Source organism: Paenibacillus silagei (genome assembly GCF_017874735.1).
Lineage (GTDB): Bacteria > Bacillota > Bacilli > Paenibacillales > Paenibacillaceae > Paenibacillus_AQ > Paenibacillus_AQ silagei.
Genome location: NZ_JAGGLV010000029.1, coordinates 13,367 through 37,234 on the forward strand (window position 1 = coordinate 13,367; position 23,868 = coordinate 37,234).

Genomic DNA, 23,868 nt, shown 5'->3' on the forward strand with positions numbered 1-23,868 from the left:
TCCTTATGATTGAACCGATTGTACCGGGCGTCCCTTAGCCAGCTTCATCCGGTGCTGCAGCCCGTAATCCGCATATTTCGCGGAGAAAAATTGCTTACTCACATTGTTGCCCCATATAATGCCGTCGCCTGTCAGCCGAATCCCTTCGGCATCCTGAATCAGCAGACCGTCCTGCACCAGACGCTCTATCGTCTCCGGGAACAGCTGCTCCGGCTCCTGCCCGAACATCTTCACGAACCCGGCACGGTTAACAGATAGCATCCGCAGCCCTTTGGCCATGGCCCCATGCGCCAGCTCCCGCTCATCCGCCTTCTCCCCGCAATTGACCGGCAGCAGCCCGTCCTGCACGCGGGTCATATATTCATTCAGATTGCCGCTGTTGATATACATGTAGCCGTTGATGATGCCAAAAGCAGCCGCGCCGATCCCGATCATATGCGCCTGCTCCGAGAAGTACAGGGTGGCGTGCCGGTCCGTCTTGCCCGGCTTGGCGAAATCAATGACGCTGTACTGCTCATACCCGGCTTCCAGCAGCATCTCCTTGGCGATGGTATACAGCTCGATCTCCCGGTAGACATCCCCGATCCCCGGAATCTTCCCTTCCGCTATACGCGAAGCAATCTGCGTATGCGGCACCACACAGAAGGAAATCACACAGATATGGTCAATCTCCTGCTCGATGGAGGTGAGAATATCCGCCCGCCATTGATCCAGCGTCTGACCCGGCAGATTGTACATCAGATCAATACCCACATTCTCAATGCCGCTGTTACGCGCATTCTTCACTAACGCGAACGAATCCTCGACACTGTGATACAGTCCCAGTATTCCGGCAAGCTCCTCCTGGAAGGTCTGCACGCCCACACTGATCCGGTTCAATCCCTGCAAAGCCAAGGTCTCCAGCTTGTCCGCCGTGAAATTCCGGGGGTTGCCTTCGATGAAGATCATGGCCTCCTCTTCGACGCGGAAGGACTGCTTCATGTATTGCAGGAGTCCGGTCAGCTCCTCCGAGGACAGGCAGGAGGGTGTCCCGCCGCCCAGATTAATGGAGGAGACCGTAATACTGCTGCCGAACGGCGTAGCCGCATAGCTGTCCATCTCCTGCCGGACAGCGGCCAGGTAGCGGTCCACCTGATCCTGCCGCTTCAGATAACGGTTGAACGGGCAGAACGAGCAGGTCGCATCGCAAAAGGGAATATGCAGATACAGCGCCACCGGAGTATCCTTGGTATTCACCTGATCCAGCTCCATCAGCGACCGGACCTCAGGCTCTGTGTGCTGTGAGACAGGCACCGGATAATGCGAGACGCAGATCGAATCTCTCTCCTTGAACATTTCAACGTATGGCTTCGCATTATTCATATGGAGCGGTCTCCCTTCATTTGGATTGCAGCATCCGGCCTGCATATGGAGAATCTTCGGACGGCTCCACCGGGATGCGGCGGATTTCCATAGTCATCTGGTTGCGCATATCCGGGCAAGCCGAGTGTACAATATTGCCCTCCGGGTCCCACGGCAGCTTCGCATCCATGTTCAGCGCCAGCAGCATCGGGAAGACCGCATGAAAGGCCGTTCCGCAGAGATTGCCTGCGTTCAGCGGGGAGACCTTCATGACATCCCCTTCCTTATGCCCTGCCCGGCAATGCCCCTTAACACCCGTAACCTTAAGCTCAAATTCATAATTCATCCCTAATTCCTCCTCTTGGATTATGTGATTCGTTTCACTTAGACTGTAATGACCTACTCTTTAGCCTACTCAACAATCGCTACTGCCCGTACCCAGGCCGCACCGGCCTGCCTGATCTTGATCGGAAAGCAAGCCACCTTGAACCCGTACGGTACCGGAATCTGCTCCAGATTCGCCAGGCGCTCCATGTGGCAATACGTCTGTTCTCTGCCCCAGAAGTGAGCGGGGAACAGATAGGCGTTATCCCCGGTCCGCTTATAATCACTGATCATATGCTTGAACGGACGGTCGAACCCGTAGCTGTCGATGCCCATCAGCCTGATGCCTTGGCCGGTCAGGAATGCCGTAGCCTCCCTGCTCATCCCCGGATAATCCGTGAGATACTTGGAGGTCCCCCAGTGCCGGTCCGCACCTGTACGGATCAGCACAATATCCAGCGGCTTAAGCGTATATTCGATCCGCTCAAGCTCCTGCACTATATCCTGCTTCTCTATAGCCCTGCCCGCCTGGATATGGGTGAAATCCAGTACCACACCGTCGCCGAAGCACCACTCCAGCGGCACCTCGTCAATGGACGCTGCCGGCGCTCCCTCACTCCTGGAGCCGAAGTGCAGGGGGGCATCGAAGTGGGTTCCGGTATGAGTGGACGCGGTGATCATCTCCATATTCAGGAACTCTTCGCCCGGGAAGTCCTTCCGGCTCCCGTCGAATTGGCGGGCGAAGCGGTCCGCCCCCTCCTGATGGCCGGTCTGCTCGAACCCGTACGGGGCCAGCTCGCCCGGATTCTGCTCCATAGGCACACTTAAATCTATGAACTGAACTGCCATGTCCTCACCTACTTCATGATTCTGAGTGCGTTGCGTCCCAGGATGTTCTGAACATCCTCCCGTTTGATCTCCTTCACCCCCATCATCAGCTTCATGGGCAGCGGGATCACTACCTTTTGCATGTAATTCAGCACCTCGGCGATGTTCGGGGTAACCGTCCAGTCCGAGCCCCAGAGGATCTTGTGGCTGCCGCAGACCGAGATCATTTTGGCCAGCTCCATCCGGAACACCTTCGGATTATTGTGAATCAGGATATTGGCTACCGCCGTTATCGTCACATACATATTGTCGTGTCTGCCGACCATGTAATAGCACAGGTCATTCCAGGGATGGCCCATATGCTCCACAATCAGGGTCAGGTCGGGAAAATCCACAGCAACATCATCGAGCAGTATCGGGTAGTTATGCTTCATCCGAAAAATACTGCCCGGCGTAATCCCGGTATGCACGCTGACCGGAACGCCCAGCTCGCTGCACCGCTCATACAGCGGATACAGCAGTTCACGGTCGTTCAGGACGAAGCCCCCGTAATCATTGGGGTTCAGCTTGAAGCCCTGCATGCCCAGCGTCTTAATGGCATAATCCAGCTCCGCCAGCGCCTCCTTCCCCTTATAGGGATTGACGCTGGCGAAGCCGCGCAGCTTGTCGGGGTGGGCGCGGACCGCCTCGGCGATTTTCTCATTGGACAGCACCTCATAGCCGTAGACATCCTCGAAGCTCAGCTGATGAACCCAGCTCATGGCGATCTGATTCTCGTCCATACAAGCAAGGTAATCCTCCAGCATATTGTTCTCGTCCACGAAGCCGTCTCCGCCAGCGCCCACCATCTTTTTCAGATATTGCAGGTCATCGAAGCCCTTCTGCTTCTTGTAATCCGGGACGGTCCCGGCCGCGGCCAGGCTAAGCTCCAGGCTCTTATTCTCCTTGACGGCGAAATGGGCATGGGTATCTACAATCACAAGATCACTCTTCACGTTTGTCTTCTCACCACTTTGCTTAGAATTGGTATTGCCTAGAAGGGAGGTCAGACCTCTCTGTGCCCGATCTCCGGCCTGGGGGCCAGCGGCGCTGTAGCGAAGACCAGCTCCAGCATGCCCGGACCCTCATTGACTACCCGGTGCCGCTCACCCCTCCGCGCAATGAACAGGCTATTCTCCCGGATGGCGTGCGGGATATCCTCGATGAACGCCGTTCCCCGGCCCCGGACGACGTAGACATTCTCTTCGCCGTAATCATGAAGATGCTCCTTGATCTCTTCTCCCGGCTGGAGCAGGACATGGCCCATGATCAGCTGGGTGGACCCGACTGTCGCCGGACTCGCCAGTACGCGCATCTGTCCTCCTCTGGAATGAACCACCGGCACTTCATCCATATGGACCACTGTTTTCGTGTAGACCTGGTTCATACTGCACCCCTTATCCCGCAGATTTATATTCGGTGACGCCAGCTTGTTCCTTCTTGCCAAGGCTCAGTGAGATCAGCAGCGTCAGCACCATCAGCCCGGCGGCCACCAGATAGCTGGGATGCGTTCCGATTCTGCTGTAGAAGAACCCGCCAAGCGTGGACCCCAACGCAATCCCGACCCCCTGAAGGGTCCGGAAGGTTCCCAAGGCCGCGCCCATCTCCATCGGATTAATCTTAATGACCTTATCCGTAATAATCGTATTGACCAGGGTAATAATTGGCCCTTCCGTAAGTCCGATCAGGGCATATCCGAAGGTTAGCAGCCAAGGATTGAAGTCAAGTGCATACAGCAGCACAAGCGCTCCTACACAGATCGACTGGGCCCAGATCAGCGGTGCATGTCTGCCTACCTTGTCTGAGATCCAGCCAACGAAGACTGCTCCGAACGAGGCTACTGCTTCATACGGAATGAAGAGCAGGCTGAGCAGCACCAGGGAGATATCCTGTTCCTTAGCCGCGAACGGCACCAGGAAGGTGGTGAAGACCCCCACCATGAAGCACAGGGTTCCGACAATACCCGCCAGCAGGATTTCACGGACGCCCAGCCATTTGAAGGAGCTTTTGAAGGCTTGCCCGATGCTTCTGCTTGTATTCTTGACCCCAGTCTCCCTCAGCAGCACCGTGGTAACCAGCGTGGACAGCAGCAGCAGTGAAGCCAGCACCGCGAAGGAGGTATGCCAGCCGAAATAATTGCTCAGCAGGCCGCTAAGCACATACCCCAGCACCGACCCGGCACCGATGGCCCCGGACACAATGCCCATCGCTCTGCCCCGCTCCTCGGGCTTGCACACATCCATCACCACCGCGAAGATCGGTGTGGACACGAAGCCTCTGGCGAAGCCGAACAGCAGCCACCCCGCCGTGAACAGCAGGACTCCGTGGGATGCAGCTACCATGAATACGGCCACGGCCGACAGAGCCATGGAAGCGATAATAATCTTCTTCCGCCCGTAGCGGTCCGCGAACACGCCGGAGGGAATCGACAGAAAGGTCATCACCAGCGAGGCAATCCCCGCTATCGTTCCAATCTCACCGGAGGTCATGCCGAGATCACTGCTGATCAGGGGTGCGATGGGGAAGATGCTGACCATAATTGAAAATACGAGTAGAATGTTGATGGCCAAAAGTGTGAATATTTTGTTGTTGCTCATGTGACTCGTCCTCCTCACAGTCATTGACTGCTCTCAATAATGATGAATGCAGCAGCATAATCACCGTGATGACTGATGCTTACATGGATGGAATCCTGCTGCTGTACATAAGGCTCCAGGCTGCGGCTGCGGACCAGATAGGGCTGGCCGCCGGGATGGTTAAGGAACTCCAGCTCATTCCAGTCCAGCTCACAGTTCATTCCTGTGCCGATGGCCTTCAGCAGCGCTTCTTTGGCGGCGAATCTGCCGGCCAGGAAGTGTTCGGCATGTCTTTTTTTACAGGCGAACAGCTCCCTCTCTTCCATGGAATAATACTGCTGTACGAACAGTTCACCGCATTTCTCCAGCATCTGCTCGACAAAGCTGATACTGACCAGATCCATGCCGATCCCTCTAATCATGCCTTCAAGGCAACGGCTTCGATCACTTGGGCTACAGAATACGTCTTAAGCACCCTACTCTCAATGAAGATGCCAAACGCCTTCGCAAGTGCTGTAGAGACCAGCGCCAGCTCTGTTGAATCCAGGGCCAAATCGTCATAGAGCCGCGATGATTCGATAATCTCATCCTCAATGCCAATATCCTCAATGATTGCTTTTACCTTCTCGAATACCATTAGATACACCCTCCCGGTTAAGTTAATGTGCCTTAATGTTCATCCTTCACAAGCCTTCAGCGTTCACAACCAGTGCCGAAGAGACACCCCCCCTCCCTCTGGACAGAATCAGCGAAGACTCCACAGCGGTCCGGCGGCTGATCCCCGGCACGAAGTTCAAGCCATTGTCCTGAACAGATTCTGCCAGATACGGAAGGCCGGGCAGCTCCCCGTGATTCATAGCCAGCACGCTCAGTGCCACATCGAACGCCCCTGCCGCTCCAATCGTGTTGCCGAAGACGGTCTTGGGGCAGCCCGCCCACTTGGCTTCTGTACTACTGCCGAACACCTCCTGAATGGCCGAGCATTCAATTCCGTCTTCGCGGGCGGAGGCGGCCCCATCCAGCGACAGATAGCCGATCCGCTCCGGCTGCGTCTCCGAATGCCCGATTGCCAGCCGGATCGCTCTGGCACACTGCGCTATACTCTCCTCAGGCGGAGCGGCGGCTTGGCCGTCATTCGTGAAGCCGAAGCCCTGGATGCTCGCCCGCACCCGGCGGGACGCCTCGCGCTTCTGGAGGCTGCGCTCCGATTCGAGGCACAGGAACGCGGCTCCTTCAGCCAGGGCCAGCCCGCTGCGCCCCTCCACGAACGGCCGGTATGCCGTCTGCGGGCGGTCCGCACTCAGATTCAGCAGTCCCTCCGTGTTATAGAAGGAGAGCGCCCACGGATCGAGCGGCGTCTCGGCTCCGCCAACGATCGCCGCATCGATAATCCCGTTGCGGATGGCTCTGGCCGCATAGGCAATGGCGAGCAGCCCGCTGCTCCGGTCGGCGATTACCGTCTTGCTGTAGCCCTTGATGTCGAAGGCCAGGGACATATGCCCTTGTGCCGCCGCAGGGAACCAGTTGCTGGCCAGATTTGGGTCAATGAAGGGCGCCCCTTCGGTATGGAGGACACGCAGGCCATTCCGTGCACTCTCCCAGCCGCCCGAGTTGTTGCCGACGAAGATGCCGATCCGCTCGCGGCTCATCTGATCAAGCTCCCAATGCGCATCATCCATGGCATCCTTTGCAGCCAGAATCGACATGACAGAGAAGCGGGAGCATTTCTTGAGCAGACGCTTCGATATGATCTGCTCCGGCTCCATCCCGCGGACTTGTCCGGCGAAGGGAGGCGCGGTACCAGTCGTACCCTCAAGCTGGAGCGGAGTCATATAATTACGGCCGCTCAGAAGTCCTTCCCAGAAGGCCCCGGCACTATTTCCGCACGGCCCCACCATCCCTACTCCGGTTACGAATACTGTATTCTTCATAGGCTGCACATCCATTGTTCAGTCTGAAGCTTGCCTGCCCGATTACTGTATTCGTTCGCTGCCAGAATCATCGCGGAGTGAATCCCGGAGAATCCGCTGGCATTGGTCAGAATATGGTACAGGTCGCGCTGGATCGCTTGCTTCGGCACATAATTCAGATCACAGGCAGGGTCCGGCTCGTCCAGATTGGCGGTTGGCGGGATATAGCCCTCGTTCAAGGCCAGCAGGCAATGCACAATTTCAATGGCACTCGCTGCCGAGAGCGGATGACCTACCATGGATTTCGTGGAGCTGATCGGGATGGAGTAGGCGAGCTCTCCGAACGTTCTTTTATAAGCCGCGGTCTCAAAAGCATCATTCTGCGGAGTCGAGCTGCCATGTGCGTTGATATATTGAATGTCCTCCGCTGTCAGGCCCGCGTTGCCCAGCGCCTCGTTCATCGTCAGACTGAGCGCATCCCCATCCTGTGGCAGATCGGTCATATGAAAAGCGTTATTCGTACTGGCGAATCCGGTCACCTCGCCATAGATCGGCGCCTGCCGCCGGAGCGCATGCTCCAGCTCCTCCAGCACCACGACGGCACACCCCTCGCTGAGAACGAAGCCGCTGCGGTTCTTCTCAAAAGGTCTCGAAGCCCGCTGCGGGTCATCGTTGAACCTGGAGGTCAACGCACCGATGGCATCGAAGGAGGAGATGGTCATGGAGCTGACCGGTGCTTCCGCTGCGCCGCAGATCATGACGTCATGTTCCCCGGCTATAATCGACTCATAGCCATATCCGACAGCATCAATGCCGCCCGTGCAGCCTGTGGACATGACCAGTGCCTCTCCCTGAAGCCCGAACTCATGCGCCACTTCGAAGGCAATATAAGAGAACATGCCTTTGCGGTACAAATCCTCCTGACAGAGTCCATGATCAATCGGCCCCTGCCCGCCCTCCGTCATCCGCAGGAAGGTCTGCTCCGAGAACGGAGTATCGGCAATTGCATTGGCGATGCAGACCCCGGAACGCTCCCGCAGCTCCTTCGTGAACACAAGCCCCGCATCGGCAACCGCCCTTATCGCGGCGTTGACCGCCAGAATACCCGGCCGCCCCATGCCTGCCCGCTGCGCTTCATCAGCCGTCCGGCCCAAATGCTCGAACAGCGGTATTGTGCCGGTAACGCGGCTTTTCAACGCCATATGCTCATAGACCTGCAAGCGGTCATATCCCACCTTGCCCTGCAGGCTGTTCCTCCAGAACTGCTCCAGCGTATTCCCCAGCGGGGTAAGCAGCCCCATGCCAGTGATCACGACTCTTTTTCTTGTCACATTCTCCATATAAGCCCTCAGCTCCGAACCGTTTGCTTCTCGATATTGTGCTTGATCGCCGTCATCTGCTCCTTGGTCGTGCGGTTCAGATGCGCTTCTACCTGCTCCCCGGTCAGCCCGCTTGCCGGATCTACCTCGAATTCCTGAATCCAGGTCATATACGTCCCTTCGTCCTGCTCCTCATAGAGCCATTCGAGATTCATATGCTTGAACGGCAGCAGCGGCGCCAGGCGTCTGGCCGTAATCCGGAAGTTCGGCCGGTCCAGCCAGCGTTCAGATTCCCACGTGCGCGAAGGCCGGTTCCCCTCAGGATGTGTCGTCAGCTCAAACCGGATGTAGGCCTCCCCTTGCTCCAGCACCCGCGTTTCCTTATATTCCGTGAATAAATCTGTCCAGTGCGCAATATCATTCGTCCGCTCAAATACGGTGATCCGGTCTGCTTGAATCCAGATACTGTTCTGAATCGTTGCCACTCCATATGCCTCCCCATTCGTATTAATGACATCGTAACGCCTAAGCCCGGAAGGGGACATAACCCGGCTGTTAAGCTTGCGTTAATTTACAGTTATTGTTGATTTATGGGAGGAGACGGAAGAGTACAATCTATGTGTTTCCCGGGCACAAAAAAAGACCTGACAGAACTCTGTCAGATCAATGGGTTCACCGAATATCCGATCCCCCGGCGAAACAGGATGATGTCGCTGCGTCCGGAGATGATCTCGATTTTGTGCCTCAGCTTGTATACGTACTGCCTCACAATCTCAGGGGATGTATACCTGTCCCACAGCTGGTGCAGAATCTGCTCGGTGGGGATATACTGGCCTTGGCATTCCAGCAGCAGCTCCAGGAGTTCGAACTCTTTACAGGTAAGCTCAATGACGAATTCTCCGACCTTCAGGGATTTGGAGTGCAGATGAAGGGCGATATCCTTGATTTGTCTGGTGTGGTGTGTATGAGGGTCCAGTCCTTCGTCGAACCAGCAGCGCAACCGGCTGAACAATTCCTCCTGGAAGCCGTAGCGCTCGAAGCTGCTGATGTACATATGATTGGAAGGAAAAGGGACAGGGGTACCCTGCGCGCTGATCTCCTCTACAATGAAGAATATTCTCAGCGTAAGCATCTGTTGCAGGTACTGCATCGTGTGAATGAAGTCCGGGTTGAAATCAGGGGTGCTGATCACTACACCATCCAGCTGTAGGCCTTCCTTCACAATATCGACCAGCGCCTCCAGCTCCTTGAAATGCAATACCTTACAACCGTACTCCTGTGCAAAAAAAGAATGAACCATTTTAAACCTGCAATCCTCACAAGGCTCTGTGGAATCTGCACAACACACCAGCGCAACACGCATGAACTTCTCTCCAATCCCATTCTTCTCAAATACTACCGGTTTCACAAAGATTACATTTTCTATAATATAGTATTTTTTGGGATATAAAAGGAAAAATATCATAGCTTCTTATTCAAAAAATGAACAAGTTAAAAGTTTGGCATTGCTTGCGTTCAATTTACTCTTATCAGATAAGACGCACTTCGGAGTTGAACACGAAGCATGGTCGTCGCTGCGGTGAACATTTGGACTTCCGGCCGCTGCCGCTCCTCCAGTTCCAAATTTCCCCTCCCCTTCTTTTTGCTTTTTGTTTAAATTGCTTAAGTGCTTCTTACACAGATTTTGAACGCGTACACTCTGGGATAGTTGTATTCTGTACACTTAAATACCGTGTAAAGGAAGGATTTCCTCTTCTAACTGTATTTGGTACAACTAAATCTGCAGATATCAGCGGAATCCCGGCGCAGAGGGTATTTTAAATGTATGTTTTACAACTAAACGGAAATTAGGCGCTACATTGGACGATTTAGTTGTATAGAATACACTTAAACATAATGCGTCTCGATTTTCTTTCCCAATGATGATTCGTTGCCTTCTTATGCTATAATCGTTGACCAAGAGGGCTGGTTATACGAACTCAAAAGGAAAGGAAGATGCGAAATGGAACATTTCGTTTTGAATAACGGAGTCCAGATGCCGAAGGTGGGTCTGGGTGTGTATAACATCAAAGACAATAATGAAGACGCTCTAGTATGGGCGCTTCAGAACGGGTACCGGCATCTGGATACGGCGGCAGCTTACCGAAATGAGGAGCTGATAGCCAGGGCTATTCAGAAATCAGGTGTACCTCGAAGCGAGCTCTTTATTACGACTAAAGTATGGAGCACAGACCTGGGGCGAAAGACCCGTAAAGCCTTTGAAGCCAGTCTTCAAAAACTCCAAACGGATTATGTTGACCTCTACCTGATCCACTGGCCCGCCAAGCACTATCTGGAAAGCTGGCACATCCTGGAGTCTTTATACAAGGAGGGCAAGATCCGGGCGATCGGGGTATCCAATTTTGAGCCGGAGCATCTGGACAAGGTCATGAAGCAGGGGACGATTGTCCCCGCAGTGAATCAAATTCAGACGAACCCGCTGCTCCAGCAAGGGTCGCTTCATGATTATATGAGGGGGCACGGTATCCAGCATGTCGCGTGGAGCCCTTTTGGACACGGTAACTCGGAGATGCTTGCCCACCCTGTACTCACCGAAATGGCAGCCAAATATGATAAAACTGCGGCGCAAGTCATCCTGAGATGGAACCTTGAGCGGGATATCGCTGTAATTCCGAAGTCCGTTACTCCTGCAAGGCTGAAACAGAATCTGGAGCTGTTTGATTTCTCCTTGTCGGACGAAGAGATGAAGAGAATCGCAGCCCTGGATCAGAATAAAAGAGGATTTACCGATCCGCAAAATAAATTTTACCTGTGGACCACCCGGTTTACCCCGTTGTCCTAAGTTTTTTCGTATTATTTTCCGGACAACTGCAACCTTTCGCCGTAAAGAACCATCTGAGTATATAGAGGTGATGCACAATGAAACCAACTAATCTAACGAAGCACGCAAAAAAAATGAGCATCGCGTGCGGAATCCTGGCTGCCAGCTTATCCTTCGGAGCGTCCGCATTTGCCTTTTCGGACCTCAAGGGAAATTCAGCCGAAACCAAGATCAATACACTGCATAGCGCTGGTGTAATTAACGGAATTACGAACGACCTGTTTGCTCCCAATGCCAAAGTGACGAATGCGCAAGCCGTACAGTTCCTGGTAAAAGGATTGGCGCTTGCACCGAAAGCCGGTACCGATAGCAATACTAAGGCCAGCCAGCTCTTTGACAATGTAAAAGATAATGCCTGGTACGCCTCCTCCTTCGCCCTTGCGAAGCAGAGCGGCCTGACACTGGCAAAGGATATCAACCCGAATGCACCGATGACCCGTGCAGAATTCGCCCATTTATTGACCCAAGCCTTGCAGAGCAAGGGCAATTTCCCGGTGACCAAGATGTTCTTCATGATCGAGGATGGCGATAAACTTACTCCAGAGGTTAATTACAGCCTGCAGGTGCTGCTGAACACGAAGGTGCTCACACTGGATAACGGAAAATTCCGTCCGTCCGATGCGATTACCCGCGCTGAAGCTGCGGTCATGATCCATGATGCCGCTGAATTCGCCGACCGGGTGATTACGCCGAACAATCCGGGCAATGAGCCTTCTGAGCCGGAGCCGGTTCCGGCTAACAATTACGTCTCTGATGTAGTCCTGGACAAAGTCGCTGAAGGCGTTAACAAAGCCACCATCACCGTTGACAATCTGCCGAACCCCGGCTACGGTCTCGCGGTAGAGCGTATCGAGTTCACCAGCGCCACTAAGGCGGTAATCTACTTCAAGGTAACCCTGCCTGACCCGGATAAAATGTATCCGCAAGTGATCACCAAAGGCTCGGTATCCACATACCTGCCCGCAGGCTACACTGCAACGGCTGAGCCTGTAATGGGTTCGCGCTGGCTTGAGCCGTCGGCTCCAGCGAAGTAAGCTTCTATATCTATTCTCTATCTGTAGGTAGATAAATTTCTCAAGAACTTTAAACGTTACAAAAGCAGCGATTCTTCCGTTATTGGAAAAATCGCTGCTTTCTGTTTTTGAAAGAAAATTTATCTGACATTCTCTTAGGGTTGGGCACAGCATCTTCTTGCTTTATTACTTACTCTGCCGCAGCCGGTTCCGGTAATCCATCGGGCGGCAGCCGTAGGTTTTCTTGAACATCTCCGTGAACCGGTTCACATTGCTGAAGCCGGTCATGCCGGAGATCTCCATGATCTTCTTATCCGTGGTCTCCAGCAGGCTGACCGCCTCCGAGATCCGGTATTCGTTCAGGAAGTCCATCGGGGACAGGTCGAACTGCTTCTTCATGAACCGGCAAAAGTAAGACGGGCTCATGTTGACCTGCTGCGCCATATCGGAGAGCGTGATCCGCTTACTGTAGTTCTGCTGGACGTAGGCCAGCGTTTTTTTGGCCAGCATGGAGCTGTTGCCGCCCCGGGACTGCCCGGGCAGTCCTGCCCGCGGATGCTCAGCCGCACACTTTTCCAGCCGGTACAGTACCTCGAACAGCCTGGCCTTAATCAGCATCTCATAGCCATGCGCTTCTTGCTGATAGAGATCCCGCACCTCCTCCAGCAGTGGAATCAGCCGCAGCTTCTCCTCCAGCTCCCGCCCGATCAGCAGCGGATAACGCCGGTTGTCGAGGAAAAGCGGGGAAACAAACTGCTGCTGAATCTGGTCTCTCTCCAGGCTGGAAAGGAAATTGAAATGCACCAGCACCGCGCAGAAAATAATCTCCTCCTGATCCACCCGGATCGCCGAATGCAGCATATTGGGCTGAATGAAAACCGCCTCTCCGCTCTGGACGACCAATTTCTCCTGCCCCACATGGAATTTGGCCGTGCCCTTGATCATGAACAGCAGCTCCAGCTCTTCATGCCAGTGGGAATACAGCACCAGATTATTGAGCGAGGATAGCTTGGTTACATGCACACTCATGCGGAATTGTCTGCTGCCATGCATAAGCTTTTCCTTCATATCCTGAGATACGGGTTCGCCGATGGAATCGAGCAGTTCAAGACTTTTTTTCACTGAGGTTCCCTCCTCCCGGCCCACTGGATGCTGCACGCAGCGTCAGCTATACGCTCAGCCCTTCACCGCACCGATCATTACGCCCTTCTCGAAGTACTTCTGGATAAACGGATAGATAATCAGCACCGGCACCGTCGATACGATAATGACCGCATATTTGATCTGATCCGCGAACTGCTGGGCATAGCTGCCCGCACCGGCCCCGGCACCTGATCCGGCTCCGCCCGCGAACGCCTGATTGGATAATAGAATATTGCGCAGGACGATCTGCAGCGGCTGTAAGCTATCCGTGTTGATATAGAGCAAGGCGTTGAAGAAGTCGTTCCAGTGACCCACCATATAATAGAGCGTGATGACGGAGATCACCGCCTTGGACAGCGGAACCACCACCGAGATGAAGTAGCGGAAGTGCGAGCAGCCATCCAGGGTAGCCGCTTCGTGCAGCTCCTCCGGTATAGAAGTCTCGAAGAAGGTTCTTGTAATAATCAGATTGTATACACTAATGGCGCCGTTCACGATCATTACCCAAGGTGTATTCAGCAGATTCAGGTCACGGATAAGCAGATAGGTAGGAATCATGCCCCCGCCAAAATACATCGTGATCACAAACAGCGGCATAATGAACCTGCGTGCCCGGAATTTCCGCTGGGACAAGGCATACGCCGCAGGTAGCGTGACCAGCAGATTGAGCAGCGTGCCCAGCACCGTGTAGATAATCGTATTTTTATACCCCTGCCAGATCCGGGTGTCCTTGAATATCTGCTCATAGCCGTACAGGTTAATGTCCTTAGGCCATAGAATAACCTGTCCCTGGTTCACCATGGTGGAGTTGCTGACGGAAGCTATGATGATGAAATACAGCGGGTACGCGACCATGATGAACGCTGCGATGCTTATAACCGCAACCACCAGCGTATACAGCCTGTCTGCGATACCGCCCGAATGCTGTATCTTTTGCGAATGAGCGGCTTGACTGTTTGACATCCCATTTCCTCCCTACATCAGACTGATTTTTGAAGTTTTTTTGGCCAGGGCATTCGCCAGCATCAGGAACGTGAAATTGATCAGGGTATTGAATAGTCCGACCGCTGAACCGAAGCTGAACTGGTTGGATTTCACGCCCACATTGAAGACATACGTGGAGATGACCTCCGAGACGGGCTTGTTAAGACTATTTTGCATAAGAAAAGTCTTCTCGAAGCCTACACTGAGTATGCTGCCCATATTCATAATCAATAAAATAATAATCGTCGGCAGGATGGCCGGAAGCTCCACGTGCCAGACGGTCTGCCAGCGGTTAGCCCCGTCAATCCGGGCGGCGTCATACTGCTGCGCATCCACCGAGGACAGGGCGGCGATGAAGATAATGCTGTTCCAGCCGCAGGCCTGCCAGATGGCAGAGATGACATACACCGGAACGAAGGCGCCCGGGTCACCTATGAGATTCGTATCCGCAGGGATCAGGTGCAAGGCCTTCAGGAAGCCGTCGATCAGTCCGGTGGTAGGAGACAGCATAATCTGCAGCAACGCAACCAGAACAACGGTAGAAATGAAGTAAGGCATATACACCGTAGTCTGCAGGATACGCTTGCGTCTGTTGCTGCGGATCGAGTTAACCACCAGCGCCAGCAGAATCGGCATCGGGAAGCCTAGCAGGATGGAGAAAAACGCAATGATAAACGTATTTCGCAGCGTAGGCCAGAACATCGGGCTGTTGAAATACTGCTCGAAATATTTGAACCCGGCCCATTCCCCGCCCGTCAGTCCTTTACTGAAATCAAATTCACGAAAAGCAAGCTGGATACCATACATCGGACCATAACAGAAAATGGCGATGTAAATGACCGCAGGAAGCACCATCAGCCATAGCTGGTAATGCCCGGCCTGCTTACGAAGCCACCCGTTCTCGCGCAGCGTCTGATGCGGCACCGTGGTCTGTGCTGGTTTCATTTAGGAGCGCCCCTTCCATTCAAGTCCACTATTTCAAGGTCGAGAGGTATTCGTCATAAGCCTTTTGGCGGATTTGCAGGTTCTGCTCCAGGCCGGAGCTATTGACGGAGGCGACATACGCAGCCCACTCCTTCTCAATATCAACCTTGGTGGTCAGCCAGTTGGCCCACTTTTGATCCGTGATATTATTGACGTTCGCCTGATTCATTGCCAGGGTGTTGGTGTCCTCCGTGCTGTACTTCATGAAGTTCTGCGGGTAGACATTGCTCTTCTCGTCCGCCTTATTCAACAGCTCATCATAGACAGCCTTCTCCTTCAGCACATTCTGCATATCCGAGCCAAGCGTCACCTTGTCCTTCAGCGCATCGGCAATGTACATCGGACCATTATCCGCGAACGAATTCGTCCATTTCCACGAGCCCGGGTCGAGGGATGCATCCGCCGGAGGAAGAATCGCATACGTGCCGTCCCCGTTATCCTTGATTCCCTTATCTGTGTCATTCATCCCGCCGAACAGGACCTGCAGACTAACCTCCGGCTCATAAAAAGCATCAATGAACCGCATCGCGGCTTCCTTGTTCTTGGAGCGGGCACTGACCGACACCGCATTGGAGCCGTAATTCTGGTAGTAGTAGTCATTGCTCCAGTACAGCTCATTCGTAGAGTCTGCATGCTGCTTCAGCTGCGGCAGGGTAACATATTGATCCTTCAGCTCATTGCCGAAGCGGTCTCCCGTCTCCCAGCCCCAGGTGAATCCGACCTTGGCTGTAGTTCCATTCCCGCGGGCAACGGACTGGTATTTGGAGTAATCCTGCGTGACCACTTCCTTACTGATCAGGTTCTGGCTGTACAGCTTCTGCAGGAATTGCATGAGTGTCTTGAACCGCTCATCTACATAGAAATTCTTAACCTGCGCCCCTTCGGTGAAGTAGCCGTCGCTCGCCCCGTTGGACAGAGGCAGCCCAAGGCTGCCCAGCAGCAGCTTCGGTGTGAAATCCCAGCCGATCGGGTTGAAGTCCATCGGAATCTCATCCGTCTTGTCCCCGTTCTGATTCGGGTCTCCCTCGCGGAAGGCAAGCAGCACAGTCTCTAGCTCATCCCAAGTCGTAGGCACCTGAAGGCCGAGATTGTCGAGCCAGGTTTTGTTAATGAACATTGAGGCGGTGGAGCCGGGCCAGATCCCTTTATAACGCGGAGTGCCGTAGAGCTTCCCGTCAATTTGAGTAGCAAGCGTTTTCAATTCCGGGTGCTCGCTGAACATCTTTTGAATATTAGGAGCGTCCTTCTCAATCAGCGGGCCCAGATCCTCGAACAACCCGTTGAATTGTACAAAATCGGAGTTAGAGGTCGCATTGAACAGCAAATCCGGAATTTCACCGCTGGCAAACAGGGCACTTTTCTTCTGATCCCAGTCCGCAGAGATTTGCTGCCATTCAATTTCGACATTCGCCTTCTCTTCTATTTCAGCGAGCCATTTCATTTGCGTGACATCTTTGGTTAGTGAATGCTTCACAATAATCGCCTTCAGTTTCGTCTTCCCCTCCGGCGTGTTGCTGCCGTCGTTCCCCGCATCCGGGCTGTTCCCCTTACTGCTGCAGCCTGTGAGTGATAGTCCTGCCAAAGCGCCTGCCAGCATCAAGGCAAGAATACTCTTTTTTCTCATTTGACTTACCCCCTTAGTAGGAATTCATAAATGATCTATGCTTAAGAGCGAAGCTCTGTTAGCCGGGAGACTCGGAACTATTAGGTCACAAAACACTCAGGTAATACAAGCTATTCCTGCTTCGCATTATTCACGAAAGCGTTATCATTATTATAATTTTTCTTCCGCACCCTGTCTCACCGTATATTACCTTTTAATCATCGTATATTGACCTTTTTGGCTGCAAAAGTAGCTGAATTCAGGCGAAGATTCGACTTTCGGTAGGTGAAAATTGACACATGATGAATTTTTTTCGAGTGTGGAGAATCAGTGCTGCGAGGTTAGAGAATAATAATTCCATCTATGGAGTGACGGGCTGCAACCTTTTGCTCCTAAATCCCATCTAAGAGGATACGAGGTGATGTACATTGAAGAATACATTAACCCGGATGCGCACGGCCAAAATCTCGCTGGCCTGTAGCATTCTGGCGGCAACCTTAGCTATCGGGGCACCGGCTTCCGCTTTCTCAGATCTGAAGGGCCATGCGGCCGAAGCCAAAATCAATGCCCTTCATCAGGAGGGCATCCTTAACGGAGTGACCAGCGACAAGTTCGCGCCGAAGTCCAGCCTTACGTATGCGCAAGGCGTGCAGTTCATGGTGAGCGGCCTGAAGCTTGCTCCGCAGCAACCCTCTGGCAAGAAGGCCAGCGATTATTTTGACAACGTAAAAAATACCGCCTGGTATGCCTCCGCATTCCTGAAGGCCAAAGAAAGCGGCTTGTCGCTGGAGCGCTCGGTTGACCCTAATGCTGTGATGACACGGGTACAGTTCGCACAATTGCTGCTTCAGGCGCTTCAGAACAAAGGGGACTTCGCCTATACGGAGATGTATGCCAACATTACAGACGGCGGCAAGCTATCCCCTGCGGAGATGAACAGCCTGCAGATTCTGATCAACACCGGACTGGTCACGCTGGAGAAGAATAACACCTTCCGTCCGAATGAGGCGGTTACCCGTGCAGAAGCTGCCGTCCTGGTCTACGATGCCGCCAAATTCGTGAAGGAAGTGATTATGATGGATGAGAACATTTCGGCCCCGTCCACCACATACGATGCCGCCGTTACGCTGGACAAAGCCGCCGCTGGTGTGAACAAAGCTACGGTGACTGTATCCAATCTGCCGAACCCGGGGTATGGCCTGGTCATTGAACGGATTGAGTTCGGTGCTGACAAAACCGCAGTGATCTACTTCAAGGTCACCTCACCGAAGCCCGGTTCCATGAACCCGCAGGTCATCTCGGCAGGCACCGCCGTCACCTATCTACCGGAAGGCTATACCGCAGTAGCCCAAGCTACACCAGGCTCGGCAACCTCGGCTGCTTCCAGAGTGACAAAGTAACAGCCTCCACCTAACTAGATGCATCACAAAGAGCGCACCGCCGGATACCCGGCCGGTGCGCTCTTTGTGATGCTTGATTTTACAATATCCATGAACCAGTAAGTCCACCCGTTGCGGACTGAAGATCTCACACTCTGGATCGGCTGGTTAGCGCGGCCTGCGGCTGGCTGGTTAGCGCTTAGTCCAACTCCTTATAGTACCGGATCTCCTGACGCCCGGTCTGGAACCCGGCTGACCGGTACAGAGACAGCGCGGAATCATTCGTGGTCAGTGCGACCAGCTGCGCCTGCTCCAGACCCTTCTCCTGAAGATACATTAACGCATGATTCAGCAGCGCCTTGGCAATGCCCCTTCTTCTCCAGGGCTTGCAGACAAATACATCTTCAATGATGCCAAGCTCCTCTTCCTGCCAGACCATCAGACTGCCCGCCACCCGGCCTGCATCCCGCACAACCATCCATGTCCAGAGCGGATGCTCCTGATATTCCAGCAGACGCTCCATTCCGAGCGGGGTCTCCGGCCAGATCTCCGCCTCCAGATCCAGGTAAGCCGCCCGCTGCTCCGGCGAATCCATAGGCGCATTGGTCAATTCAAGGCCTTCCTCCAGCTCTACCGCATGGACGGGTTCACGAAGGTCGCGCTGGAGCGTATACAAGCAGCTATCCGGCAGGTAACCAAGATGCTCTGCGAAATAAGCATGGCAGCTCTCCTCCGGCGCATAATTGCCTGTGCACAGGAGGGTTCCATATTCCGGGGACAGCGTACGCTTCAGCACCTGGGCCCGTTCCAGCAGAAGGGCGTAGACGCTGTCACGCAGCTCCAGATCCTTTTCCCGTCCGGGCCATGTCTTCAGATTCACGAAAATCTTGTGTTTACTCTCCGCTGCCCGTCCCGGTGGCACCACATTAAAGAGCTGCAGCTGGCCTTTGGCCACCATCTGTTCCTCTTCAAAAGCGCAGAAGACATTCTCCCAATTGTCCGCATCCCCCACCCACCAGAACAGCACATCCTCCTGCACCGACACCTGCCCGTACATCGCGCCAAGCGCCGCCATATCCCTCTCTTCAAATTGCCGGATCACTCTGTTACTCAATTACCATCCTCCACCTTCTGTTTCTGTCCATCATAACACCACCTGGCAGGGGGCTTCCGTTCTTGAATAACTATAGTTGTTTTATACTGGCGAACTGAATCTCCAGCTCAAATTCATAAGACCCATCCTAGAACAAAATCACCCTTACGGGTGAATGAGATTACCTGCGCGCCAGCAGATGTATGCTGTTTTTCGCATACATTCGGGCCGTGTGCCTACTTGCGAGCACAATGTATGCTGTTTTTCACATACATTCGGGCCACAAGCCTGCGCGCCAGCAAATGTATGCTGTTTTCCGCATACATTCGGACCATGCGCCTGCATGTGAGCACAATGTATGCTGTTTTCCACATACATTCGGGTCGTGTGCCTGCTTGCGAGCAAAATGTATGCTGTTTTTCACATACATTCAGGCCGTGGCCTGCGTGCAAACACATTACTATTTTTCATATACATTCGGTCCATATGCCGCTGTACCAGCCAATTGTATACGATTTCAAGCAATTTACACTCACCTTTTCCACAGCAGCAGGATACTATAGTTTCCTATACAATAAAAAACTGTGCAATCCTGTTGAAGGAAAGCACAGCTTATTTGCATTCTCCGGTTCTTTGCGGACCAGGAGGCCGTTATTTGCAATAAAATGCCTCTTTCATCACCCTAAACGGACTCAGAAGACGCTAAGGAGGCTGTCAGGCCTATTTACAGGCTCCGAAGCCTGACTTAACGGCTCCTGAGTCCGCAAACGATCAGCACAACGCCGATTTCAGCGAAATAAGGTCCTCTGAGTCCGTAACGTCCTCTACTTCTACTCCCCGCTGCCCGCCGCCTCGCGCGGCTGGCGCATCGTCAGGCTGACGCGGCCCTTCTTCACATCCACGCCGAGTACCCATACGGTGACATTGTCGCCGACGGAGACCACGTCCATCGGATGCTTCACATAGCTGCCGCTAAGCTGGGAGATATGGACCAGCCCGTCGTTCTTGATCCCGATGTCGACGAAGGCACCGAAGTCGATTACGTTGCGCACCGTGCCCTGCATCTCCATGCCGGGCAGCAGGTCTTCCATCTTCAGCACATCCTTGCGGAAGATGGGCAGCGGCAGCTCCTCACGCGGGTCGCGGCCCGGGCGCTGAAGACTCTCCAGGATGTCGCGCAGCGTAGGCACGCCCACCGCAAGCTTCACCGCTAGCTCCTCCGCATCCTGAGCACTTAGCTGCTCTGCAACCTCCTTGCTGCCGAGCTGCTTCACATCCAGCCCCAGCTCGCGGAACAACTTGTCGACCACCGCGTAGGATTCCGGGTGGATCGGCGTGCGGTCCAGCGTATTGTCCCCTCCGGGGATACGCAGGAACCCGATGCACTGCTCGTAGGATTTCGCGCCCAGGCGCGGCACCTTCTGCAGTGCCTTGCGCGTAGTGAACTTGCCGTTCTCCTCGCGGAACTTCACAATATTCTTGGCAATCGTCGTATTCACTCCTGCCACATAGGAGAGCAGCGAGGCCGAAGCGGTATTCACGTCGACGCCGACATGGTTAACCGCCGACTCCACGACGCCCCTCAGGCTCTCTTCCAGATGCTTCTGCGATACATCGTGCTGGTACTGCCCGACACCGATGGCCTTCGGATCAATCTTGACCAGCTCCGCAAGCGGGTCCTGCACGCGGCGGGCGATGGAGGCGGCGCTGCGCTCCGCCACATCCAGATCCGGGAACTCCTCCTGCGCCAGCTTGGAGGCCGAATACACACTGGCCCCTGCCTCGTTAACGATCAGGTAGGCCAGATCAGGATCGCCGACCTCGGCAATGACCTCGGCCGTGAACTGCTCCGTCTCCCGCGAGCCAGTGCCGTTGCCGATCACGATGAGCTGGATGCCATATTTGGCGATCAGCTCCTTGAACTTGGCCGCCGCCTCACGCTTCTTGTTGTTCGGCGGCGTCGGATACGTGACCGCTACCTCCAGCAGCTTGCCGGTATCGTCCACTACGGCCAGCTTGCAGCCGGTACGGTAGGCCGGGTCGACGCCCAGAACATGGCGTCCCTTCACCGGAGGCTGCAGCAGCAGGCTGCGCAGATTGCCCGAGAAGATGGAGATCGCCTGCGTCTCCCCCTTCTCTGTCATCTCCCCGCGCACCTCGCGCTCAACGGAAGGGGCAATCAGCCGCTTGTAGGCATCCTCGGTCACCGCTTCCAGCAGCTCCTTGACCGGTGAAGGCCCCTTCACCAGCTTGCGGATGATGAAAGCATGAATCTTGTCCGGCACCACCTCGATGCCGACCTTGAGGATATTCTCCCGCTCCCCGCGGTTGATCGCGAGAATACGGTGCGGTGGCATCCGGTGCACAGGCTCCCGGTACGCATAATAATTCTCGTACACACTTTCCTGCTGGGCATCCTTGGCTTCGGAGACCAGAATCCCCTGACTCGCTGTATACTGGCGCACCCAGGAACGGATGGCCGGGTCATCGGCAATATTCTCGGCAATGATGTCCATCGCCCCTTGCAGCGCCAGCTCAGCACTCTCCACACCTTGGTCCGCATTGATATACTTCGCAGCCTCTTCCAGCGGAACCCCTTGGCGTCTCTGCTCCATCACCCAATCCGCCAGCGGTTCAAGTCCCCGTTCCTTGGCGACACTGGCCCGTGTCTTGCGCTTCTGCTTGAACGGACGGTACAGATCCTCCACTTCCTGCAGCTTCACCGCCTTCATGATGCTCGCCTGCAGCTCAGGAGTTAGCTTGCCCTGCTCCTCGATGCTGCGGATTACATCCTTCTTGCGGTCACCGAGGTTACGCAGATATCCGAGCCGTTCTTCGACATCGCGGAGGACATTCTCGTCCAGCTCCCCGGTCATTTCCTTGCGGTATCTGGCGATGAACGGAATGGTGTTGCCCTCATCTAGCAGCCCCACCGTAGTTCTTACCTGCTTCAGACTGATGCCCAGCTCCTTCGCGATAGCTGCAAGTATCAGTTCCTGCTCCTGACGGGCAGCGGCATCTTCCGCCGCCTTCGCCGCCTGATTCGTATCAACGCTCAAGTAGATCCCTCTTTCTATACACAGTCTGAGTTCATAACTCTCTACTGAAATACTATCACAGTTTGCCGCAGGACCAAAGTTTGTCCCTTACACAAGAAGAAGCGGCTGCACCGTCCCCACCGGGATAGCGCAGCCGCAATCATAAGTCCCTTATTCTATTCATGCCCCGGATACTAGCGCACCGCAGTAACCTGCTTGCTTCTTCTCCGCCGGGCATAGCCAACCGACAACATGAAGCTGATGAACAAGACCAGCGCAGCCACCGCATAAGGGAAATTGATATCCAGGTCGAACAGGACCCCCGCCACAATCGGGCCGGCAATATTGCCAAGACTCGTATACGCGGAATTCATTCCCATTACCAGGCCCTGCTGCGAATCATCTGCCATCTTGGAGAGCTGGGTGCCGACCGCCGGGCGAAGAATATCCATAGCCAGAAAAACCACAAAGGTCACAGAAACAATCGCCACGAAGCCATGCACGAACAGGGTCAGGAGAATCGACAGGCCCGCGATCAGCAGACAGGCGGAAATGACCCGGCTCTCCCCGAATTTGTTCAGAATCCAGCTGAAGGCGGTAATCTGCACCACCGCCCCGGCAATGGAGCCGAAGGTCAGAACAAACGCAATATCCTTAGGAGTGAACGCGAATTTATGATCTACGAACAGTCCGAATACCGTCTCATAATTGGCCAGTCCGAAGGACAGCACGAATACAATAATTAATCCGAAAAAATAAGGCTCACGATACGAGCGCATGAGCTGCATGATTAGACTATCCTTATTGCCTTTCATCATTCTCGCTTCTTCCCGCAGCTCCGCTGAACGCGATTCCGGCAGGACTAACAGGGTGATAACCGCAACAATGGCGGCTGCACCCGCAGCGACGAAGAAGGGGACGCGGATGCCAAGCTCCGCAAGATAGCCGCCGATTCCCGGACCGATGATGAAGCCGGTGGTAATGGCTGCGTTGATGAAGCCCATGCCTTGGGCCCGCTCCTCTGAGGAGGTAGTATCTGCCACATAAGCCATAACCGCAGGCATAATCATCGCGGCACCGATACCGCCAAGCATTCTGGATACGAACAGCACCCAGGAGGCATTGGCCAGACCGAACAGAAGCTCCGAGAAGGCGAATACGGCCAGCCCGCCAACAATGATTTTTTTGCGGCCCATCTTATCCGACAGTCTTCCGGCGAAGGGCGAGACCAGCAGCTGCGTCAGCGAGAAGGCTGCCACCAGCAGTCCGACCACACTCCCGCCAATGCCCAGCTCGTTCATATAGGTAGGCATAATAGGGACAACCAGACCAATCCCCGTGAACGCCAAAAAGATATTCAACATCAGGAGCAGCATCGCTCCCCGGTTTTTTAACAGTAATGACATGGTGTTT

The 23,868-nt window shown here is 54.3% G+C and carries 22 protein-coding genes; 3 read left to right on the forward strand and 19 right to left on the reverse strand.

Annotated features, from left to right (window positions below):
- Positions 1-3: 3 nt before the first annotated feature.
- From hemW to J2Z70_RS28595, 12 genes are all read right to left on the reverse strand, one after another.
- Positions 4-1,362 (reverse strand): radical SAM family heme chaperone HemW, encoded by a 1,359-nt coding sequence (hemW, locus tag J2Z70_RS28540; protein WP_209878722.1) that lies wholly within the window; start codon positions 1,360-1,362, stop codon positions 4-6.
- A 16-nt stretch (positions 1,363-1,378) separates the two neighbouring features.
- A complete protein-coding gene (locus tag J2Z70_RS28545; RefSeq protein ID WP_209878724.1) occupies positions 1,379-1,687 on the reverse strand; it encodes a TIGR04076 family protein in 309 nt (102 codons plus the stop codon).
- A gap of 65 nt (positions 1,688-1,752) precedes the next feature.
- Positions 1,753-2,514 (reverse strand): cyclase family protein, encoded by a 762-nt coding sequence (locus J2Z70_RS28550; protein WP_209878726.1) that lies wholly within the window; start codon positions 2,512-2,514, stop codon positions 1,753-1,755.
- Between the two features lie 8 nt (positions 2,515-2,522).
- Positions 2,523-3,488, reverse strand: coding sequence for an amidohydrolase family protein (locus J2Z70_RS28555; protein ID WP_051477854.1), 966 nt, complete (start codon positions 3,486-3,488; stop codon positions 2,523-2,525).
- Positions 3,489-3,538: 50 nt separating this feature from the next.
- Positions 3,539-3,979 (reverse strand): cupin domain-containing protein, encoded by a 441-nt coding sequence (locus J2Z70_RS28560; protein ID WP_209878729.1) that lies wholly within the window; start codon positions 3,977-3,979, stop codon positions 3,539-3,541.
- On the reverse strand, positions 3,930-5,129 hold the full coding sequence (locus J2Z70_RS28565) for an MFS transporter (RefSeq protein ID WP_209878731.1): 1,200 nt from the start codon (positions 5,127-5,129) through the stop codon (positions 3,930-3,932). Before J2Z70_RS28565 ends, J2Z70_RS28560 begins: the two co-directional genes overlap by 50 nt.
- Before the next feature lie 20 nt (positions 5,130-5,149).
- On the reverse strand, positions 5,150-5,530 hold the full coding sequence (gene acpS / locus J2Z70_RS28570) for a holo-ACP synthase (protein ID WP_036723284.1): 381 nt from the start codon (positions 5,528-5,530) through the stop codon (positions 5,150-5,152).
- Positions 5,527-5,745, reverse strand: coding sequence for a phosphopantetheine-binding protein (locus tag J2Z70_RS28575; protein ID WP_036723283.1), 219 nt, complete (start codon positions 5,743-5,745; stop codon positions 5,527-5,529). The genes acpS and J2Z70_RS28575 overlap by 4 nt, the downstream gene beginning before the upstream one ends.
- Positions 5,746-5,791: 46 nt before the next feature.
- Complete coding sequence (locus J2Z70_RS28580; RefSeq protein ID WP_209878734.1) at positions 5,792-7,039, reverse strand: beta-ketoacyl-[acyl-carrier-protein] synthase family protein; 1,248 nt, start codon at positions 7,037-7,039, stop codon at positions 5,792-5,794.
- Positions 7,036-8,349: a beta-ketoacyl-[acyl-carrier-protein] synthase family protein gene (locus tag J2Z70_RS28585; protein WP_209878736.1), complete on the reverse strand. Its 1,314-nt coding sequence runs from the start codon at positions 8,347-8,349 to the stop codon at positions 7,036-7,038. The genes J2Z70_RS28580 and J2Z70_RS28585 overlap by 4 nt, the downstream gene beginning before the upstream one ends.
- Positions 8,350-8,366: 17 nt before the next feature.
- Positions 8,367-8,822 (reverse strand): SRPBCC family protein, encoded by a 456-nt coding sequence (locus tag J2Z70_RS28590; RefSeq protein ID WP_209878738.1) that lies wholly within the window; start codon positions 8,820-8,822, stop codon positions 8,367-8,369.
- 173 nt (positions 8,823-8,995) lie between these two features.
- Positions 8,996-9,595 carry a winged helix-turn-helix domain-containing protein gene (locus tag J2Z70_RS28595; protein WP_209878740.1) on the reverse strand — a complete coding sequence of 200 codons (600 nt, stop codon included), beginning with the start codon at positions 9,593-9,595 and terminating at the stop codon, positions 8,996-8,998.
- 744 nt (positions 9,596-10,339) lie between these two features.
- Here J2Z70_RS28595 and J2Z70_RS28600 point away from each other — a divergent pair.
- Together J2Z70_RS28600 and J2Z70_RS28605 are read left to right on the forward strand one after the other, a co-directional pair.
- A complete protein-coding gene (locus J2Z70_RS28600; protein ID WP_209878742.1) occupies positions 10,340-11,179 on the forward strand; it encodes an aldo/keto reductase in 840 nt (279 codons plus the stop codon).
- 77 nt (positions 11,180-11,256) lie between these two features.
- A complete protein-coding gene (locus J2Z70_RS28605) occupies positions 11,257-12,252 on the forward strand; it encodes an S-layer homology domain-containing protein (protein ID WP_209878744.1) in 996 nt (331 codons plus the stop codon).
- 165 nt (positions 12,253-12,417) lie between these two features.
- Here J2Z70_RS28605 and J2Z70_RS28610 read toward each other — a convergent pair whose 3' ends face one another.
- From J2Z70_RS28610 to J2Z70_RS28625, 4 genes are read right to left on the reverse strand one after another with little or no spacing between them, the layout of a single operon-like run.
- Complete coding sequence (locus J2Z70_RS28610; RefSeq protein WP_209878746.1) at positions 12,418-13,353, reverse strand: helix-turn-helix domain-containing protein; 936 nt, start codon at positions 13,351-13,353, stop codon at positions 12,418-12,420.
- 54 nt (positions 13,354-13,407) lie between these two features.
- Positions 13,408-14,337 (reverse strand): carbohydrate ABC transporter permease, encoded by a 930-nt coding sequence (locus tag J2Z70_RS28615; protein ID WP_051477850.1) that lies wholly within the window; start codon positions 14,335-14,337, stop codon positions 13,408-13,410.
- A gap of 12 nt (positions 14,338-14,349) precedes the next feature.
- A complete protein-coding gene (locus J2Z70_RS28620; protein ID WP_209878748.1) occupies positions 14,350-15,303 on the reverse strand; it encodes an ABC transporter permease in 954 nt (317 codons plus the stop codon).
- Positions 15,304-15,331: 28 nt separating this feature from the next.
- Positions 15,332-16,966, reverse strand: a complete 1,635-nt coding sequence (locus tag J2Z70_RS28625) for a type 2 periplasmic-binding domain-containing protein (RefSeq protein ID WP_209878751.1) — start codon at positions 16,964-16,966, stop codon at positions 15,332-15,334.
- 407 nt (positions 16,967-17,373) lie between these two features.
- Here J2Z70_RS28625 and J2Z70_RS28630 point away from each other — a divergent pair, with 407 nt between their 5' ends.
- Complete coding sequence (locus tag J2Z70_RS28630) at positions 17,374-18,345, forward strand: S-layer homology domain-containing protein (protein ID WP_209878753.1); 972 nt, start codon at positions 17,374-17,376, stop codon at positions 18,343-18,345.
- Between the two features lie 178 nt (positions 18,346-18,523).
- On the opposite strand, the gene J2Z70_RS28635 is transcribed toward J2Z70_RS28630, so the two are convergent.
- From J2Z70_RS28635 to J2Z70_RS28645, 3 genes are all read right to left on the reverse strand, one after another.
- The gene (locus tag J2Z70_RS28635; RefSeq protein ID WP_245368591.1) at positions 18,524-19,438 is read right to left on the reverse strand and encodes a GNAT family N-acetyltransferase; all 915 of its coding nucleotides are present in this window, start codon (positions 19,436-19,438) and stop codon (positions 18,524-18,526) included.
- Positions 19,439-20,247: 809 nt separating this feature from the next.
- The gene (locus J2Z70_RS28640) at positions 20,248-22,410 is read right to left on the reverse strand and encodes a Tex family protein (protein WP_209878832.1); all 2,163 of its coding nucleotides are present in this window, start codon (positions 22,408-22,410) and stop codon (positions 20,248-20,250) included.
- Positions 22,411-22,649: 239 nt separating this feature from the next.
- On the reverse strand, positions 22,650-23,861 hold the full coding sequence (locus tag J2Z70_RS28645) for an MFS transporter (RefSeq protein ID WP_209878755.1): 1,212 nt from the start codon (positions 23,859-23,861) through the stop codon (positions 22,650-22,652).
- Positions 23,862-23,868: the final 7 nt, after the last annotated feature.